Consider the following 14,438-nt stretch of genomic DNA (forward strand, 5'->3'; position numbering starts at 1 on the left):
CGAGCCCTGACATCGGGGCCTCGGCCCCGTCGCCTCACGCCACCCGGCTGGGATGGTCGCGCCCGTCCGCGTGGGCGGCGATGTTGTCCAGCGCGCGGTTCCCCATCGCGTTGCGGGTCTCGACCGTGGCCGAGCCGATGTGGGGCAGGAGGAAGGCGTTCCCGAGGTCGAGATAGCGTTCGTCCAGCTTGGGCTCGCCGGTGAAGACGTCGAGACCGGCGGCGGCGATCTTGCCGGATTTGAGGGCGGCGATCAGCGCGTCGTCCTCAACCACGGGTCCGCGCGCCGTGTTGGCGACGACGGCGCCGTCCGGCAGCAGCTTGATGCGCTCGGCGTTCAGCCAATGATGCGTCTGCGGCGTCAGCGGGCAGGTCAGCGCCAGGAAATCGCACTGCGGCAGCATCTCGGCCGGCTCGGCGTAGAAGGTCGCGCCTTGCGCGTCCTCGGCCGGCAGTTCGCGGCGGTTATGGTACATCACCGACATGCCGAAGCCCTGGGCGCGTCGGGCGACCGCTTGGCCGATCCGCCCCATGCCGACGATCCCGAGGCGCTTGCCGGACATGTGGACGCCCAACATCTCGCGCGGGGACCAGCGGCCCCAGCGCCCCTCGCGCAGGATGCGTTCGGCGTTCTGGGCCATGCGCGCGGCGCCGAGAAGGCACAGGATCGTCGTGTCCGCGGTGGCGTCGGTCAGCACGTCGGGCGTGTTGGCGACGACGAGGCCGCGGGCCTGCGCGGCCTCAAGGTCGATATGATCGCAGCCGACGGAGAAGGTGGCGAGGATCTCGACGCTCTCGGGCAGGAGCGCGATCGTCTCGGCGTCGAACTTTTCGGTCGGCGTGCAGACGATCCCTCGGCACCCCTCGGCGAGGCGCAGGATCGCCTTTTGATCGAGCGCAGCGTCCTCGTCGTTCGGGACGGCGTCGAATTCGGCGCGAAAGCGCGCCTCCACTGCGTCGGGCATCAGCCGGGTGGCCAGCACGCGAAAGCCTTTCGTCGCTTCACTCATCGTCCGAACGATCCCCCTTATCCTTTTGCCTTTGCGCAGGAGGGCGCCATCCGCGCCCCTTCGTTAACGCGCCGTCCCCCAGCTTTTCGCGCACCGCGTCAATGGCCCGCTCCACCTGGCCGCGCTTGGCGGCGTCGGGGTCGGCCAGATCATACGGATCGGCGTCCGCGCTGTCGGTCAGCTCCGACAAGCCGACGCCGACCAGCCTGAAGCGCGCGCCGTCGGCCTCCTTCTCCAGAAGCGGCGCCGCCGTGCGGTAGAGCGTCTCCGCCAACTGCGTCGGCGCCGGCAGGCTATGGGATCGCGTGCGGGTTTTGAAGTCCGCCGTCTTGAGCTTCAGCGTCACGGTGCGCCCGGCGATGTCGGCCTTCTTCATCCGGGCCGCCACCTTCTCGCACAAGGGCCAGAGGATGCGCTTGAGGCGCTCCGCATCGCTGACGTCCTGATCGAGGGTCGTCTCGTTCGAAACGCTCTTCGCCTCGCTCCTGGGATCGACGGTGCGGTCGTCCAACCCGCGCGAGAAGGCGTGGAGCCGCCGCCCCATCGCGCCGTAGCGCAGCTGCAGCGTCTCGGCGTCGTAACGCCTAAGGTCGCCGATGGTGCGGATTCCGTCGCGCGCCAGCTTCGCGCCCAGCATCTTGCCGACGCCGAAGATGGCGGTGACCGGCCGCGGGGCCAAGAAATCCTCCGCCTCGGACCGGCCGATCACGGCGAAGCCGCGCGGCTTGTCGAGGTCGGAGGCGAGCTTGGCGAGGAACTTGTTGGGCGCTAGCCCGATCGAGGCCGTGACGCCCGCCTCGCGCTCGATGCGCAGCACGAGCCGCGCCAGCGTCTTGGCCGGGAAACCGCCGTGCACGCGCTCGGTGCCGGCCAGATCCAGGAAGGCCTCGTCGATCGACAGCGGCTCCACCGCGGGCGTGGCGTCCAGCATCATCTGGCGTATCTGGCGTCCGACGGCGGCGTAGACCTCCATCCTGGGCCGGATGACGACGGCGTTCGGACAGGCGGCCAAGGCCTTGAACATCGGCATCGCCGAGCGGCAGCCGTACATCCGCGCGACATAGCACGCCGCCGCCACGACGCCGCGCCGGCCGCCGCCGATCAGCACCGGCTTGTCGATCAGGCTGGGATCGTCGCGCTTCTCCACGGAGGCGTAGAAGGCGTCGCAGTCGATGTGCGCGATCGACAGCCGGTCGAGTTCGGCGTGCGCGATGGTGCGGGTCGCGCCGCAGGCCGGGCAGGGCGCGCGCGCCGAGGTCTCAGGGGCGGGCGCGCGCCAGTCGGTCAGGCACTCGCGGCATAAATGGACGATCGGCGCGGCCTCGTCCGTCATGGCGGCGCGTCGTCGTGCGGCGGCGACCACGCCAGGATCGCGGCCGGATCCGCGTCGCGCCAGAGCCAGGCCGCCCCGCGCACGCCCCCGCTGTCGCCATGCAAAGGCGGGGTCAGTCGGGTCTCGACATGGTCAGAAAAGACATACTTTTTCCAATAGGTTGGAACGCGTTCATAAAGTTCGCTGAGATGGCTTAGCCCGCCGCCCAGCACGATCACGTCGGGGTCGAGAATGTTGATGGCGCCAGCCAGCCCCCGCGCCAGCCGGTCGCAATAGAGGTCGAGCGCCGCGGCGGCCTCGGAGTCGCCCGCGCGCGCGGCGGCGGCGATTTCCGCGGCGTCCGCCCCGATCCCGGCGTGCGCCGCGAAGCCAGGACCCGAAAGATAGGTCTCGATGCAGCCGCGCTTGCCGCAATAGCAGGCGTGCGCCGGATCGCGCGCCGGGTCGGCCCAAGGCAGGGGATTGTGCCCCCATTCCCCCGCGATCCCGTTGGGGCTGGCCAGCGGACGGCCGCCCACGACCACGCCGCCGCCGACGCCGGTGCCCAGGATGACCCCGAAGACGACGTCGGCCCCGGCGGCCGCTCCGTCGATCGCCTCCGACAGGGCGAAGCAGTCCGCGTCGTTGGCGACGCGCACAGGCCGCCCCAGTCGGCGGGCCAGATCGTGGTCGAGCGGTTTGCCGATCAGCCAGGTGGAGTTGGCGTTCTTGACGAGGCCTGTGCGCCGTGAAAGCGCGCCGGGCATCCCGACGCCGACCGGGATCGGACCGACGTCCGCCGGGGCGCAGGCCGTGACGGTCGCGACCAGGGCGGCGATCGCCTCGATCGTGCCGGCGTAGTCGCCGCGCGGCGTCGGCGCGCGCGGGCGCGCGACGAGGGCGCCGTCCGGGGCGGCCAGCGCGGCTTCGATCTTGGTGCCGCCGAGGTCGACGCCCACGGTCCATCCGGCGGCGTTCAAACCGCCTTCGGGTAGGAATTTCTTAGTAAACTCGGCCATAATGCTATAAGGAGACCAGGGGTGAGCGCGGCGCAAGCCTATGCGCCGCGCCGCGCTATGGGAAGTGCGGCGCCCGATGCGGTAAAAGGAACAGGGGTGATGGCGAAAACCGTCCTAATCGTCGAAGATAACGAGCTGAACATGAAGCTTTTTCATGATCTGCTCGAGGCGCGGAACTATAATATTCTGCAGACGAAGGACGGCATGGAGGCGCTGAAGATCGCGCGCACCGAAAAGCCTGACCTGATCCTCATGGACATCCAACTGCCGGAGGTCTCGGGTCTCGAAGTCACCAAGTGGATCAAGGAAGACGACGACCTGAAGGCCATTCCCGTGATCGCCGTCACCGCCTTCGCCATGAAGGGCGACGAGGAAAAGATCCGCGAAGGCGGGTGCGAAGCCTACATCGCCAAGCCGATTTCGGTGTCCAGCTTCCTCGCGACGGTTGAGAAATTTCTGGCCTGATCACGGCCTGATGCGCGCGGTCGGCTGAGGGGCCGGAGGGGACGATGACTGCACGGGTTTTGGTGGTCGACGATCTACGTCCGAACGTCAAGCTTCTGGAGGCGAAGCTGACGAGCGAGTATTTCGACGTCATCACCGCCGCCGACGGACCCGAGGCCTTGGAGAAAATCCGGGAATCGCAACCCGACATCGTTCTGCTGGACGTCATGATGCCGGGTATGGACGGCTTCGAGGTCTGTCAGAAAATCAAGGCCGATCCGGAGATGATGCACATCCCGGTGATCATGATCACCGCGCTCTCCGACGCCTCCGATCGGGTGCGGGGGCTCGAATCCGGGGCCGACGACTTTCTGACCAAGCCGGTCAACGACATCGCGATGTTCGCGCGCGTGCGCTCGCTGGTGCGGCTCAAGATGCTGACCGACGAATGGCGGCTGCGCGAGCAGACGTCGGGTCAGCTCGGCGTGCTGAAGGATGAGAAGCCGCTCTACGAGGTCAACGCACGGCACGCGAACGTGCTCGTTCTCGACGATAACGAGGTGGATGCGGCGAAAGTGCGCGCGACCCTCGATCAGGACGAAGACGACGTGGCGGCGGTCGCCTCGGTCGAGGCGGCGCACGCCAAGCTGCGCGAGGACCGATACGATCTTGTCATCGTCAATTTGCGTCTGCGCGATCAGGACGCCTTACGCTTCTGCAGCCAGATGCGCGCCAGCGAGTTGACGCGTCACACACCGATCCTCGTGGTTGCGGAGGAGGACGATACGGACCGTCTCGCCAAGGGGCTCGATCTCGGCATCAACGACTATCTGATCAAACCGATCGACCGCCAGGAGTTGCTCGCCCGCACCCGCACCCAGATCCGCCGACAGCGTTTCCAGGAGCGGTTGCGCGACAATTACGAGCGCAGTCTGGCGATGGCGCTGACCGACAGTCTGACGGGGCTCTACAATCGGCGCTATCTGACCGCCCACATGGCCGCTCTGATCGAACGGATGGGCGAGAGCGGTAAGCCGCTCGCCGTCCTCATGTTCGACATCGATTTCTTCAAACAGATCAACGACACCCACGGGCACGCGGTGGGCGACGAGGTGCTGGTCGAGTTGAGCCGGCGCGTCGTCCACAATGTGCGCTCCGTCGACACGGTCGCCCGGCTCGGCGGGGAGGAGTTCATCGTCGTGATGCCCGATACCGAGGAGCCGGTGGCCAGCACCGTGGCCGAGCGTCTGCGCGCCAACGTCGCCAAGGACCCGTTCCGGGTGCGCGGCGGCGGCGATCAGGCGCTGGAGATCACCATCTCCGTCGGCGCGGCCATGTTTGAGCCCGGCGAGGACAGCGTCGACAGCGTCATCAAGAAGGCCGACGACGCGCTCTATGAGGCGAAGCGCTCCGGTCGCAACAAGACCGTCGGTTGGACGGACGCCGGCTTCACCACGCTGGGGGCCGGGGAGGCCAGGGCGTAGAGCGCGGTCCGACGCTCATCCGCGGACGAAAAAAGCCGCCCTTCCGGGCGGCTTTTTGCGTCGCAAGCGACGAAGCGGGCCGTGCGGCCTCACTTCATCTTCGACTCCTTGAACAGCACGTGCTTACGCGCCTTCGGATCGTACTTGCGGAATTCCATTTTCTCGGTTTGGGTGCGCGGGTTCTTCTTGGCGACGTAGAAGTACCCGGTGCCGGCGGTGCTCACCAGCTTCACCTGCAGGGTCGCGGGCTTCGCCATGATCGCTCTTCCTATGCTGACGCGTACGCGGTTTCAAATGGCGAAGGGGCGCGGCCGGCGCACCCCCTCGGCTAATCCGGCGCGCACCATACGCGCGGGCCGGCCCAAGTCAAGAGGGAACGCTTGCGCCGCGCGGGCGGGCTACTCGTCGGTGACGACGCGCGCGTCGCCTTCATAGGTGTAGCGCGGCACGGGGCGCTCCGGCGCGCGCAATAACGCCGGCTCCGCCGCCAACTCCAGCGCCCGGCGCAGCACGAACTTGCTGACCCCGCGCACCTTCGATGAGGCGAGCGCCTCCCCGACCGGCACCCACAGCACTTCCGGCAGCTCGCCGCTCGCCGCAGCTTCGCCGTGCGCGCGTTCGGCGTCGGCCATGAAGAAGCGGGTGTCGAAGCGGATCGGGCTGATCGGCGGGGTGACGGCGCGCGCGATATAGTGCAGCGCCTCACGGCCGGGGGCGAGGCCGGCTTCGGCGTACGCCGCCCCCGCAGGACAGTCCGGCGGCGTGGCGCTCGCCGCGGCCGCGGCGGCGGCCGCCCCGATAAGCAGGCCCGTCTCCTCCCAGGTCTCGCGCAACGCCGACCAGATCAGTCCGACGGCTTCGTCCGCTTGCGCAGTACGCAGCAGATGCGGGGGCGCCGCATCGCGGCCGATCAGCGCCGCCCCGTGGGCCGAATCGCCCGGGTCCAAGGCCCCGCCGGGGAAGACGAAAACGCCCGGCATGAAACGCGCCGTCTCGGGCCGGCGGCCCATCAGCACCTCCGCGCGCTCCGGCCCCGCCTTCGGCGTGCGCAACAGCACCAGGCTCGCGGCGGGACGGGGGGTGACGGGCTCGGCCGGCGCGCTCGCGCCGGGGACGGGTTGATCGATCATCGGGGCGGCGGGTCTCTCTGTTGACGCGACGGGCTCTTACGTATCGGCGGGCCAACGGCCGAGCGCGATCGCCCGTTCGTAAAGGGCCGGTTGCTCAAGCAGAAGCCGTGCGACGGCCATATCGATGTCGCCGCCCTCGTGGGGAATCCAACTGCAGGCGGACAGCACCCGCGCAATGTCGGCGTCGGCGGCCTTTGGCGCAAGCCCGCGGCGCAGGGCGACGGGGCTTTCGCCCGCGCTGGCGGCGGCGAGGCCCTCGTCCAGCGCCCGCACGGCGTCGCGCGCGCCGCTGGTGCAGATGGTCGGGCCGACGCCCAGCCGCTGAAGCGGATAGCCGCTGGGAGCCACGAACCGCGCCCAGGTGAGATAGAGTTCTCCGTCGTTCGGCAGCGGGATGACCGTCTGAATCGTCCCTTTTCCGAACGAGTTCATGCCCACGACCGCCGCGCGGCCCTGATCCTGCAGGGCGGCGGCCAGAATCTCCGCCGCGCTGGCGGAGGCCCCGTTGATCAGGATCACCAGCGGTCGGGCGTGCGCCAGATCGCCCGGCTCTGCGTAGAAGCGCTGATGGCTGTTCGGATGCCGACCGTCCGCGCGGCTGATCAACCCGGCCTCGAGGAACAGGTCGGCGCTGTCCACAGCCTGGTCCAGGAGGCCGCCGGGATTGCCGCGCAGGTCCAGAATGACCCCCTCGCGGCGCCCGCCGGCCGCAGCCTGGGCGCTCGCTAGGGCCTCCGCCAGTCGTTTGGCGGTGCGTTGGTTAAAACTCGAGACCGAGATGACGGCGACGCCGTCTTCCCGCCGCAGATCGACCGTGTCCGGTACGATCCGGGTTCGGCCGACCGCGACCGTTATCGGCTCTGCCACTCCCGCGCGCCGGATGGTAACCGTAACGGGCCGATCGATCGGGCCGCGCAGCCGCTCAGCGATCCGGCGAAGACCCAGGCCGCTCAACGGCGCCGCCTCGACGGCCACGATGACGTCGTCGACCAACAGACCGGCGCCGGCGGCGGGATTGTCCGGCTCGACCCGCGTGATGCGCGCGCCGTCCGGGTGGGCCTCCAGCGTGACCCCGATCCCTCCGAAACCGTCGCGTTCGGCCCGCGCTTCGCGCGCGGCCTCACGCCCGGCGTAGCGCGACGCGCGATCAAGCCGCGCCAGCATGCCGTCGAAAAACGCGTCGTAGAGCGCTTCCTGCTCGACCGCCGCAAGCGCCGGGCTGTCCGCCCGCGCCGCGACCAGCAGCATGCGCGCCTTGTCCGCCCATGCGGCTGCGTCGCCTGCGTCGTCGGCTCCGGCGTCGGCCCGCCCGGCGACCGTCTCGTTCAGGCGCACCGTCACGCCGGCGTCGCGCGCCTCGACCTTGAGCGTCTTGTCGAACCGCGCCAGGCCTTCGAGGCCGGCGGCGACCAAATCGGCCGGGACTGTGGGCTCAATGTAATAAAGATCGATCTCCTCCAACGCGGCCTCAGTCATCCGCTCGAAGGCCCCGGGGTCGAGGCGATCGTCCGGATCGCCGGCCGCGCAGGCGGCGAGGAGAAGGGCGGCCGACAGCGCGCCTGCGCGTCGCAGCCGCGCCGCCGCTCGCGAAGCCATGCCCGACCCGTTCGCCACCCGTGAAAACCCTTTTGAAACAATCTGATGCCCTGACGGCACCATAGCCGCAGGGCGTCCCCAAGGCTAGGGGCGGGATATCCGATGGAAGCGATGGCGGCTGCGAAGCGTCGCGCCGTCCGCACGGCTCCTGGGGAAACCGGGCGTCCCGCCTGCGCGCCGCCCTGAAAGCCTAGCGCCCCTTGCCCTTCTTGCCGGGCTTTTTCGGACCCTTCTTGGCGCCCTTGCGCGGCGGCCCGCGCTTGCCGACCGGTCGTTTGGACCCGGGGCGGCCGCGATCTCCGGACGACGCGACCTGGCGCTCGCCTTTCGGCAGGACGGTTCCGCCGTCGATCACTTCGAGGATCAACCCGCCGGAAAGCGGGCTCGCTTCGACAAGGCGAACCGTCACCGGATCGCCCAGGCGGAAGGCCAGACCGTCATAGGCGCCGACCAGGCGATGATGCACCTCGTCATGCTGATACCGATCGCGGGGCAGGGAGCGGATGGGGACCAGCCCGTCGGCGCCCGTCTCCTCAAGACGCACGAACAGCCCGAAGCGCTGCACGCCGGTCACGCGGCCCTGGAACTCCGCGCCGATCCGATCGGCCATGTAGGCGGAGAGGTAGCGGTCGGTCGCCTCGCGCTCGGCCATGATGGCGCGCCGCTCGGTCTGAGAGATATGCTCGCCGAATTCTTCGAACCGCTCCGCCTGTTCGCCGGGCAGCCCGCCGTCGCCGAGCCCGTAGGCCGAGACCAGCGCGCGATGGACCAGCAGGTCGGCGTAGCGTCGGATCGGCGAGGTGAAGTGGCAGTAGCGCTCCAGCGCCAGGCCGAAATGCCCGCGGTTTTCGGGGCTGTAGACGGCCTGCGCCTGCCCGCGCAGGATCAGGTCGGAGACGATCTGCGCCTTCTCGGTATCGGCCGCCTGCGCGAGAATGCCGGTGAACTGCGCCGGCTTCGGCGTCTGGCCCTTGGCGAGCTTGAAGCCGAGCGCGCCGAGCGATTCGCGCAGCATCTCCAGCTTGTCGAGCGGCGGCGGCTCGTGCACTCGGTACATCGCCGGCGCGCGCTTCGCCTCCAGCGCCTGAGCGGCGGCGACGTTGGCGCAGATCATGAACTCTTCGATCAGCTTGTGGCTGTCGAAACGCTGTCGACGCGCGATCTCCTTCACCCGTCCGCTTTCGCCGACCACGACCTGCAGCTCCGGCAGATCGAGCTCCAGCGTCCCGCGCGCCTCGCGATTGCGCTTGAGAGCGGCGTAGGCGGCGTAGAGCGGCTCGATAACCGCCTCCTTCAGCGGGTCGGTCGCCTCGTCCGGATGGCCGTCGGCGGCGCGCTGCACCTGGGTGTAGGTGAGGCGCGCGTGGCTGCGCATCAGCGCGCGGACCACCTTGTGACGCTTCAGGCGTCCGTCGATGTCGATCACCATCTGCATGGCGAGGCAGGCGCGATCTTCGTTGGGGCGGAGCGAACACAGATCGTTCGACAGCGCCTCCGGCAGCATCGGCACGACGCGATCAGGGAAATAGACGGAATTGCCGCGATCGCGCGCCGCCTTGTCGAGCGCGCCCTCGGGCCGGACGTAATGCGAGACGTCGGCGATGGCGACCGTGATCTCGAAGCCGCCGGCGTTGTTGGGATCCGGGTCCGGACGCGCGTGGACGGCGTCGTCGAAGTCGCGGGCGTCGGCGCCGTCGATGGTGACCAGCGGCAGGGCGCGCAGATCCGTGCGTTTGCCGAGCGCGGGGACCTTCGAGCCCTCGGCCTCCTTGAGGGCCGCCTCCGGAAACTCGACCGGTATTCCCTGGCTGTGGATCGCGATCAGGCTGAAGGCTTTCGGATCGTCCAGCGCGCCGACCCGCTCGACGACCCGCGCCATGTGGCCCGTGCCGCGCCCGCCGGGCAGGGTCTCCGCCAGCACCAGGTCACCGACGGCGGCGCCGCCCAGATCCTCGCGTTCGACGAACCAGCTCTTGGTCGATCCCTTTTCCGTCGGGACCAGCAGGGCGCCGCCCTTGGCCGATTCCAGCAAACCCAGAAGCTTCGCGGGGCCGGCCTTCAGGGTCCGGATGATCCCGGCCTCATAGCGCTTTGCGCCGACGCGGCGCAGCTTCGCCAGCACCCGATCGCCTTCGCGCGGCGCCGGGCCGCTGCGCGGCGCGCCGACGATCAGGATATGCGGCGGGTCGCCGGCGTCGTCCGGCCAGCTGGTCGGCTTGGCGTAAAGCTCGCCGTCCCGGTCCACGCCGTCGATCTGCAGCACCGCCACCTCGGGCAGGGCGCCCTTGGGCGCCATCTTGCGCTTGGCGCCGCGGTCGATCTTTCCGTCGCTCTCGATCTCTTTCAGCAGGCCGCGCAGGTCGGCGCGCTGCGCGCCCTTGATGTTGAAGGCGCGCGCGATTTCGCGCTTGCCGACCGGTTTGTCGCTGTCCTGGATGAAGCGGACGATCTGCTGCTTCGAAGGAAGGGGCGTCTTGTCGTCCGGATCGCCTTTCTTCGCCAAAATCCGTCAGCCCGCCTTGCGGCCGGCGGCCTTTTTCGCCGTCGCCTTCTTGGCTTTCGATTTCTTGGCCTTCGATTTCTTTGCGCCCGCCTTTTTCGCAGTCGCCTGCTTGGGGCCGGCCTTCTTGGCCGCGCCCTTCTTGGCGGCCTTCGCGTCGATCAACTCGATCGCCTGCTCCAGCGTCACGTCCCCGGGCTCGGCGCCCTTCGGGATCGAGGCGTAGATCTTGCCGTGCTTCACATAAGGCCCGAAGCGGCCGGAGCCGAGCTGGATCGGTTTGCCGTCGGAGGGATGCGCGCCGAGCTCCTTGCCGGCGCCGGCCTTGCCCTTCTCGCCCGCCTCCGCGATCACCGCCACGGCGCGGTTGATGCCGATCGTCAGCACGTCGTCGTCCGCCGGCAGCGAGATGAAGCGGTCGCCGTGCTTCAGATAGGGGCCGTAGCGGCCGAGACCGGCCTGGATTTTGGCGCCGGACTCCGGATGCTCGCCCAGGTCGCGGGGGAGGGCGAGCAATCGGAGGGCCGTCTGCAGATCCAGCGTGTTCGGGTCCATCCCCTTCAGCAGTGAGGTACGCTTGGGCTTTTTGCCTTTCTCCGCCTCGCCGCGCTGGACGTAGAGGCCATAGGGTCCCTTGCGCAGGCTGACAACTTCGCCCGTATCGGGATCGTAGCCGAGATCGCGCGGGAACTCGCCTTCCACCGGGCCGATTCCGTCGGCGTCGTTGGCGGCGGTGCCGATGTCGCGGGTGAATTTGCAGTCGGGATAGTTGGAGCAGGCGATGAAGGCCCCGAACTTCCCGAAGTTCAGGTTCAGGCGCCCGTTGGAGCAGGCGGGACAGACGCGCGCCGCTTCGGTCGAGCCGTTCTCGTCCTGCTCGAAGAAGTGGGGGCCGAGTTCGCGGTCGATGGTCTCGCGCACCTCGATCGGCGAGAGGTCCATCGTCTCCTCGCAGATTTTCGAGAAGGCCTCCCAGAAATCGCGCAGCACCTGCTTCCAGTCGACTTGGCCGTCGGAGACCTCGTCGAGCCGCTCCTCCAGCGCCGCGGTGAAGTCATAGGAAAAGTAGCGTTCGAAGAAACTGGCCAAAAAGGCCGTGACCAGCCGACCCCGGTCCTCCGGAATGAAGCGCCGCTTGTCGAGTCGGACGTATTCCCGGTCCTGCAGCACCTTAAGGATCGAAGCGTAGGTGGAGGGACGGCCGATCCCGAGCTCCTCCATTTTCTTGACGAGGCTCGCTTCCGAATAGCGGGGCGGGGGTTGGGTGAAGTGCTGGTTCGCCGCCGCCTCGAGCAGTTTGGCGTCGGCGCCTTCCTCCAACTGCGGAAGCATGCGGCCTTCGTCGCTTTCCTCGCCCGGATCGTCCACGTCCTCGCGATAAAGCGTGAGGAACCCGTCGAAGCGAACGACGGAGCCTGTGGCGCGCAGCATCGTCTCGCCGGTCCGGTCCGCCAGATCGACCGCGACGTTGTCGAGCACGGCGCTCTCCATCTGGCTCGCCAGCGTGCGCTTCCAGATGAGCTCGTAGAGGCGCAGCATGTCGCCGTCGATATAGCGGCTAACCTGCTCTGGCCGGCGGAACAGGTCGGTCGGACGCACGGCCTCGTGCGCCTCCTGCGCGTTCTTCGCTTTGGTGCGGTACTGCCGCGGGCCGGAGGGTAGGTAGTCCGGCCCGTAATCGTCGCTGATCAGGTTGCGCGCCGCCGTCAGCGCGTCGTTCGACAGAATGGTGCTGTCGGTCCGCATATAGGTGATGAGGCCGACCGTCTCGCCGCCGATGTCGACGCCTTCGTAGAGCTTCTGGGCCAGCGTCATCGTCTTGGTCGCTCCGAAATAGAGCTTCCGGCTGGCCTCCTGCTGCAGGGTGGAGGTGGTGAAGGGCGGGGCGGGATTGCGCTTGGTCTGCTTGCGCTCGACCTTCGCGACCGTGTAGGCGCCGGCGCGCACGGCTTCGAGGGCCCGGGTCGCGGCGCGTTCGCCGCCGAGCGAGAACTTGTCGAGCTTCTCGCCGTCGAGACGGGTCAGTTTGGCCGGGAACCGCCGCCCTTCGGCGTTCGCCATCGTCGCGTCGATCGACCAGTACTCCTGCGGTCGGAAGGCCTCGATCTCCGCCTCGCGCTCGCAGATCAGACGCAACGCCACCGACTGGACGCGGCCGGCCGACTTGGCGCCGGGCAGCTTGCGCCACAGCACGGGCGACAGCGTGAAGCCCACGAGATAGTCGAGCGCCCGGCGCGCCAGATAGGCCTCGATCAGCTCGTCGTTGAGCGGGCGAGGGCGCTCCATCGCGTCGAGCACGGCGTTCTTCGTAATCTCGTTGAAGACGACGCGGTTGACCTCCACGCCGTTCAGCGCCTTGCGCCGGGCCAGTTCTTCCTGGATATGCCAGCTAATCGCCTCGCCCTCGCGATCGGGGTCCGTGGCGAGGTAAAGGCGTTTCGCGCCCTTCAGGCGCTTGGCGACCTCGTCGATCCGCTTCTTGGATTGGCTGTCGACGTCCCAGCGCATCGAGAAGTCGCGCTCAGGGTCGACCGAGCCGTCTTTGGGCGGCAAATCGCGCACATGGCCGTAGGAGGCGACCACGTCGAACTGGTCGCCGAGATATTTGTTGATCGTCTTCGCCTTCGCCGGAGACTCGACGACGACGAGGTTGGGGGCCGCCATATGCTTGATCCGCCGTCCGTTTCTGGGGGCTTGTCGCGGGATGGAGAATTGGCGCCCAACAAGGCCGGCGTCAACTGACGCCGCCTAAGGCGCTCATATTGCGGGAAAAAGAAAGCCTTTTCGCGAAAAACGCCGTCAGTGCGCGGCGGGCTTTTCACCCGGCGGGCGTCGGCGCCACTGGCGCAGGACGGTCGCGGCGCCCAGCGGTTCAATGCGGTCGAAATAGGCGCAGGCCCGGTCCAGACCGCCGTCGATGGTGAAGCCCGCCCACCCGGCGTCGTCGTGGAACGCCTGCAGGACGTCGATGAAGCGCTCCGAATCGAGGCCGAGCGCCTTGCAGGCGATGGCGGCGGTCTGCGGGCTGTCGGGCGCGAAGATTCGCGCGACCGTCTCGGCCGGCAGGCGGGTCTCCGTCGCGACCTCGCTGAGGAAGGCGTCGGCGCCGTCCTGGTGCAGGACGCGAACCAGGCGGGCCGCGCGACGGCGAACCCGCGCCGCGGGGTCCGCCGTCTCCGTTTTGGACCAGCCGGCGGCGGAGCCTTGAGATCTGCCGGCGTCTTCATCCAGCGCCGTCCAGACGGCGGCGTCGACGGACTCGTCGAGCGCCTCGCTGTCGATGGCGAAGTTGCGTGCGATATGATGGCGCAACGCTTCGCCGACCCAAACGTAAAGCCGGCGCGCCAAGTCGGTCGGCAGGTCGCGGCGCTTGACCAGCAACTCCTGATAATCCTCCGCCTCGACCGACCGTTCGACCAGAATCTCCAGCGAATCGCGGCCGAGCTTCGCCGTCTCGTTGCGCATCAGGGTGCGGTCGATCTCCGCCTCTCCCTGGTTCACCAGCCGGCGGCACACCACCTCGCTTACCTCGGGGCGGCTCGCGACCGCGATCGCGTGGCCGGTTCCCTGGCGGGCGATCAGCGTCAGCAGATCCTGGTCGCTCAACTGCCGGCTGCGCACGATGATCGGGTAGGCGACATGCACGGCGTCGTTCGACAGAAAGGCCAGAAGATCGCGCGGCACGTCGATGCGTTCGGCCAGAATGTCGGCGATGTGGCGGCGGATTTGCACCTCCACCCGGTCGATCAGCTGGCGCAGAATCTGATAGGTGAGGTCGAGTTCGGAGGGCGTCAGGTCCGCTTGCTGATCCAGGCACATCTTCGCGATCGACGCGGCCAGGCCGCCCTTGCCGTCGATCGCCCGCTGATGCGCCAGCCGTAGAAGCTTGCCGTATGAAACCTGTCTCGCCATTCGTTTCGTCAATCCGCGCCGTTCTCGACGCT

Annotated in this window: 11 protein-coding genes; 2 read left to right on the top strand and 9 right to left on the bottom strand. The window is 68.4% G+C overall.

Annotated elements, in window-relative coordinates; genetic code table 11:
* Positions 1-34: 34 nt before the first annotated feature.
* The 3 genes from RIB45_RS01055 to RIB45_RS01065 are packed head-to-tail and all read right to left on the bottom strand — an operon-like array spanning position 35 to position 3,340.
* The gene (locus RIB45_RS01055) at positions 35-1,009 is read right to left on the bottom strand and encodes a 2-hydroxyacid dehydrogenase (RefSeq protein WP_350047867.1); all 975 of its coding nucleotides are present in this window, start codon (positions 1,007-1,009) and stop codon (positions 35-37) included.
* Complete coding sequence (locus RIB45_RS01060; RefSeq protein WP_350047869.1) at positions 1,002-2,342, bottom strand: DNA polymerase IV; 1,341 nt, start codon at positions 2,340-2,342, stop codon at positions 1,002-1,004. The genes RIB45_RS01055 and RIB45_RS01060 overlap by 8 nt, the downstream gene beginning before the upstream one ends.
* Entirely contained in the window at positions 2,339-3,340 is a 1,002-nt protein-coding gene (locus tag RIB45_RS01065; RefSeq protein WP_350047871.1) for an ROK family protein, read from the bottom strand. The genes RIB45_RS01060 and RIB45_RS01065 overlap by 4 nt, the downstream gene beginning before the upstream one ends.
* A 99-nt stretch (positions 3,341-3,439) precedes the next feature.
* Here RIB45_RS01065 and RIB45_RS01070 point away from each other — a divergent pair, with 99 nt between their 5' ends.
* Both RIB45_RS01070 and RIB45_RS01075 read left to right on the top strand, forming a co-directional pair.
* Positions 3,440-3,805 (top strand): response regulator, encoded by a 366-nt coding sequence (locus RIB45_RS01070; protein ID WP_350047873.1) that lies wholly within the window; start codon positions 3,440-3,442, stop codon positions 3,803-3,805.
* A 44-nt stretch (positions 3,806-3,849) separates the two neighbouring features.
* Entirely contained in the window at positions 3,850-5,268 is a 1,419-nt protein-coding gene (locus RIB45_RS01075) for a PleD family two-component system response regulator (RefSeq protein ID WP_350047874.1), read from the top strand.
* 89 nt (positions 5,269-5,357) lie between these two features.
* On the opposite strand, the gene rpmG is transcribed toward RIB45_RS01075, so the two are convergent.
* The 6 genes from rpmG to RIB45_RS01105 all read right to left on the bottom strand — a co-directional run bounded on the left by rpmG (position 5,358) and on the right by RIB45_RS01105 (position 14,406).
* The gene (gene rpmG, locus RIB45_RS01080) at positions 5,358-5,525 is read right to left on the bottom strand and encodes a 50S ribosomal protein L33 (protein WP_350047876.1); all 168 of its coding nucleotides are present in this window, start codon (positions 5,523-5,525) and stop codon (positions 5,358-5,360) included.
* A gap of 141 nt (positions 5,526-5,666) precedes the next feature.
* Positions 5,667-6,398 (bottom strand): NUDIX hydrolase, encoded by a 732-nt coding sequence (locus RIB45_RS01085; protein ID WP_350047878.1) that lies wholly within the window; start codon positions 6,396-6,398, stop codon positions 5,667-5,669.
* 36 nt (positions 6,399-6,434) lie between these two features.
* Positions 6,435-7,994: a S41 family peptidase gene (locus tag RIB45_RS01090; protein ID WP_350047880.1), complete on the bottom strand. Its 1,560-nt coding sequence runs from the start codon at positions 7,992-7,994 to the stop codon at positions 6,435-6,437.
* Positions 7,995-8,184: 190 nt separating this feature from the next.
* A complete protein-coding gene (gene rnr, locus RIB45_RS01095; protein WP_350047882.1) occupies positions 8,185-10,497 on the bottom strand; it encodes a ribonuclease R in 2,313 nt (770 codons plus the stop codon).
* A 6-nt stretch (positions 10,498-10,503) separates the two neighbouring features.
* Positions 10,504-13,158: a type I DNA topoisomerase gene (gene topA, locus RIB45_RS01100; protein ID WP_350047884.1), complete on the bottom strand. Its 2,655-nt coding sequence runs from the start codon at positions 13,156-13,158 to the stop codon at positions 10,504-10,506.
* A 135-nt stretch (positions 13,159-13,293) separates the two neighbouring features.
* Entirely contained in the window at positions 13,294-14,406 is a 1,113-nt protein-coding gene (locus tag RIB45_RS01105) for a DUF2336 domain-containing protein (protein WP_350047886.1), read from the bottom strand.
* Positions 14,407-14,438: the final 32 nt, after the last annotated feature.

Origin of the sequence: Marivibrio sp., assembly GCF_040218065.1 — a bacterium.
In the GTDB taxonomy this organism is placed as follows: domain Bacteria; phylum Pseudomonadota; class Alphaproteobacteria; order UBA8366; family Aestuariispiraceae; genus Marivibrio.

Coding starts and splice junctions, on each gene's coding strand:
- RIB45_RS01065 (WP_350047871.1), bottom strand. CDS start 3,340: ATGGCCGAGTTTACTAAGAAATTCCTACCCGAAGGCGGTTTGAACGCC.
- RIB45_RS01060 (WP_350047869.1), bottom strand. CDS start 2,342: ATGACGGACGAGGCCGCGCCGATCGTCCATTTATGCCGCGAGTGCCTG.
- RIB45_RS01105 (WP_350047886.1), bottom strand. CDS start 14,406: ATGGCGAGACAGGTTTCATACGGCAAGCTTCTACGGCTGGCGCATCAG.
- RIB45_RS01090 (WP_350047880.1), bottom strand. CDS start 7,994: ATGGCTTCGCGAGCGGCGGCGCGGCTGCGACGCGCAGGCGCGCTGTCG.
- RIB45_RS01055 (WP_350047867.1), bottom strand. CDS start 1,009: ATGAGTGAAGCGACGAAAGGCTTTCGCGTGCTGGCCACCCGGCTGATG.
- RIB45_RS01085 (WP_350047878.1), bottom strand. CDS start 6,398: ATGATCGATCAACCCGTCCCCGGCGCGAGCGCGCCGGCCGAGCCCGTC.
- topA (WP_350047884.1), bottom strand. CDS start 13,158: ATGGCGGCCCCCAACCTCGTCGTCGTCGAGTCTCCGGCGAAGGCGAAG.
- rpmG (WP_350047876.1), bottom strand. CDS start 5,525: ATGGCGAAGCCCGCGACCCTGCAGGTGAAGCTGGTGAGCACCGCCGGC.
- RIB45_RS01075 (WP_350047874.1), top strand. CDS start 3,850: ATGACTGCACGGGTTTTGGTGGTCGACGATCTACGTCCGAACGTCAAG.
- RIB45_RS01070 (WP_350047873.1), top strand. CDS start 3,440: ATGGCGAAAACCGTCCTAATCGTCGAAGATAACGAGCTGAACATGAAG.